The organism is Sphingobacterium sp. UBA7253, from assembly GCF_002472745.1.
GTDB classification, from domain to species: Bacteria; Bacteroidota; Bacteroidia; order Sphingobacteriales; family Sphingobacteriaceae; genus Sphingobacterium; species Sphingobacterium siyangense.
The window spans coordinates 717-3,256 of the sequence record NZ_DKSP01000050.1 but is presented as its reverse complement, the minus strand read 5'-3'; the positions used below and the strand labels follow the sequence as shown (position 1 = coordinate 3,256).

General features: G+C 41.0%; 3 protein-coding genes. 2 read left to right on the top strand and 1 reads right to left on the bottom strand.

What is annotated here, in order from left to right; all coding sequences use genetic code 11:
* Nucleotides 1-97 precede the first annotated feature (97 nt).
* Nucleotides 98-829 carry an FKBP-type peptidyl-prolyl cis-trans isomerase gene (locus B2X72_RS04620; protein ID WP_286709508.1) on the top strand — a complete coding sequence of 244 codons (732 nt, stop codon included), beginning with the start codon at nucleotides 98-100 and terminating at the stop codon, nucleotides 827-829.
* Entirely contained in the window at nucleotides 816-1,721 is a 906-nt protein-coding gene (locus B2X72_RS04615) for an aldo/keto reductase (protein WP_286848412.1), read from the top strand. Before B2X72_RS04620 ends, B2X72_RS04615 begins: the two co-directional genes overlap by 14 nt.
* Nucleotides 1,722-1,727: 6 nt before the next feature.
* Here B2X72_RS04615 and kdsB read toward each other — a convergent pair whose 3' ends face one another.
* Nucleotides 1,728-2,471, bottom strand: coding sequence for a 3-deoxy-manno-octulosonate cytidylyltransferase (kdsB, locus tag B2X72_RS04610; protein ID WP_286709506.1), 744 nt, complete (start codon nucleotides 2,469-2,471; stop codon nucleotides 1,728-1,730).
* Nucleotides 2,472-2,540 lie beyond the last annotated feature (69 nt).

The window sequence follows — 2,540 nt, the reverse complement described above, 5'->3', positions numbered from 1 at the left end:
AGCCTGGCTCAACAGTAAATCTAGGGTTGAAGTTGATTACCCTAATATCACGCAGGAAATTATAAATGAAATCGTGCAGAAGCACCGTTGAACAAACATGAAGTATATTGCATTAGCCCTATTATCCTTGACAACAGTCACAGGATTTGCCCAACAAAAAAAAACGAACATGACGGCGAAGAAGAAGGTCGTCGCAACTAAATCAAGTACAACAAATCAACTGAAAACGAAGGCCGATTCTGTGTCATATGCGTTTGGTGCCGATATCGGAAATTCACTAAAATCTATTGAGATCGATTACTTGAAGTCAGATGTTATTGCAAAAGCAATTTCGGATGTCTTGAAAGGGGAGAAATCGCTATTGGAAGATGGCCAAGGAAGAGCTGTTATCCAGCAGGCGATCATGGACGTTCGTGCTAAAAAAGAGGCTGCTAGCCGTGCTGAAGAAGATAAATTTTTTGCCGAAAATGCAAAGGTTGTTGGGATGAAATCTACAGCTGAAGGAATTCAATATCTTGTTCTAAATGAGGCGGAAGGTCCAAAACCAAAAAGTGACGATGAGGTAACAGTACATTATAGAGGTACCTTACTCAATGGAAAGCAATTTGATAGCTCATACGACCGTAAGGAGCCATTGAAACTATCCTTGGGTCAGGTGATCAAGGGTTGGCAGATTGGAATCCCGTTAATGTCCAAAGGGGCAAAATATAAATTTTTTATACCTAGTAGATTAGCGTATGGCGAACGGGCGACAGGTGAAATTCCTGCAAACAGCACATTGGTGTTTGAGGTAGAATTGCTTGATATTGGTGCAGATGGAACAACGTAAATTAGGAAATACAAGCTTAATCGTTTCGGAAATAGGTTTGGGCTGTATGTCGCTAAAAGGCAATCAGTCCAAACAATCCAAAGATATTATCCAAAAAGCTTACGAGAACGGGATCACTTTCTTTGATACCGCTGATCTCTACGATAAAGGCCTAAACGAGATGATCGTCGGGGAGAGTGTGCAAAGCTTTCGCAAGCATATTGTTTTGGCGTCGAAAGTTGGTAACCTTTGGCGTGCAGATGGATCCGGTTGGGATTGGAAGGCTTCGAGGGACTATATTATCAAGGCTGTGGAAGGTTCGTTGTCACGTTTAAAAACGGATTACATCGACCTCTATCAGTTACATGGTGGTACAATAGAAGATCCGATAGAGGAGATTGTTGAAGCGTTTGAGTTGTTGAAGAAACAAGGGAAAATCCGTGCTTATGGCCTTTCATCAATTCGCCCAAACGTTATCAAGGCATTTTTGTCCAAATCTGACATTGCCTCAGTAATGATGCAATACAGTCTATTGGATAGAAGACCAGTAGAAGAAATCAGTGGCTTGTTGGAAGAACGGGGTGTAAGTATCGTCGTACGCGGTGTATTAGCCAAAGGTGTTCTCATCAACAAACCTATTGAACCTTTTCTTCAGTATAGTTCGGGAGAGGTGGCCCATATCGTGAGAAACTTGGCAAATCTTTCCAAACGTATCGGAAAAGACAATATGATTGTTGCACTATCTTATGTGCTTTCTAACGCAGCTGTTGGTACAGCACTCGTTGGTGTGAGTACCAAATTGCAATTGGATGAATTGATCAGAGCAAAAGCGCAGATGATCAAATTAAGTGATTCGGATAAGCAGGTACTATTGGAAGGTGTCCGGTCGTTATACTATACCGAACACCGGTAAGCTTTACTATTTATTAAAAAATAGTCTTAATATTTTAGCGAGGTCTTCTTTTGTATCCACCGCGACAGTTTCATGCATTGTAATTGCCGTTTGAATGGTGTAACCGTTTTCTATCCAGCGCAGCTGTTCCAATGCCTCTGCTTCTTCTAGCATAGAAATGGGAAGTTGTGTCAGGGCTTTTAATGTATCTACCTGGTAAGCATATATTCCGATATGTTTATAGAATGTTTGCTTTTGTAACCATTGGTCTTTTTCCACACCTCTTAAAAAAGGAATGGTCTGCCTACTAAAGTAGATTGCTTCTCCTTTGCTGTTTCGGACAACTTTAGGGATGTTTACATTGAATAGTTCTTCCTCCGCAGTAATTTCTTTGACTAGGGTCGCTATCTGCGTAGTGGTATCTTCAAAACAATGTGCTAAAAGATCAATTTGCGCGGGGTCAATAAAGGGTTCGTCACCCTGTATATTGATGGCAACATCATAACCTTCTATATCCGTTATAACTTCGGCGCAACGATCTGTTCCCGATTGGTGGTGCTCTGCTGTCATGACGACTTTGCCACCAAAGGAAAGTACAGTTTGTGCTATCCGTTGATCGTCGGTTGCGACAACAACTTCGTTTAATTTTGTTGATTTTTTGACCTGTTCGTAGACACGCTGGATCATCGTTTTTCCTTCGATGTCGATCAGGGGTTTTCCAGGGAATCTGCTCGATGCATATCGAGCAGGGATAATACCTAAAAATTTCATCTTTTATTTTTTATCAATGGATGGGCAATTGGAATTTATCAAAAAGCCTGTAAAATAACGTTATTTTAC

Bases quoted from the DNA above. Each gene is read 5' to 3' on its own strand.
- B2X72_RS04620 (WP_286709508.1), top strand. From the start codon at position 98: ATGAAGTATATTGCATTAGCCCTATTATCCTTGACAACAGTCACAGGA.
- B2X72_RS04615 (WP_286848412.1), top strand. From the start codon at position 816: ATGGAACAACGTAAATTAGGAAATACAAGCTTAATCGTTTCGGAAATA.
- kdsB (WP_286709506.1), bottom strand. From the start codon at position 2,471: ATGAAATTTTTAGGTATTATCCCTGCTCGATATGCATCGAGCAGATTC.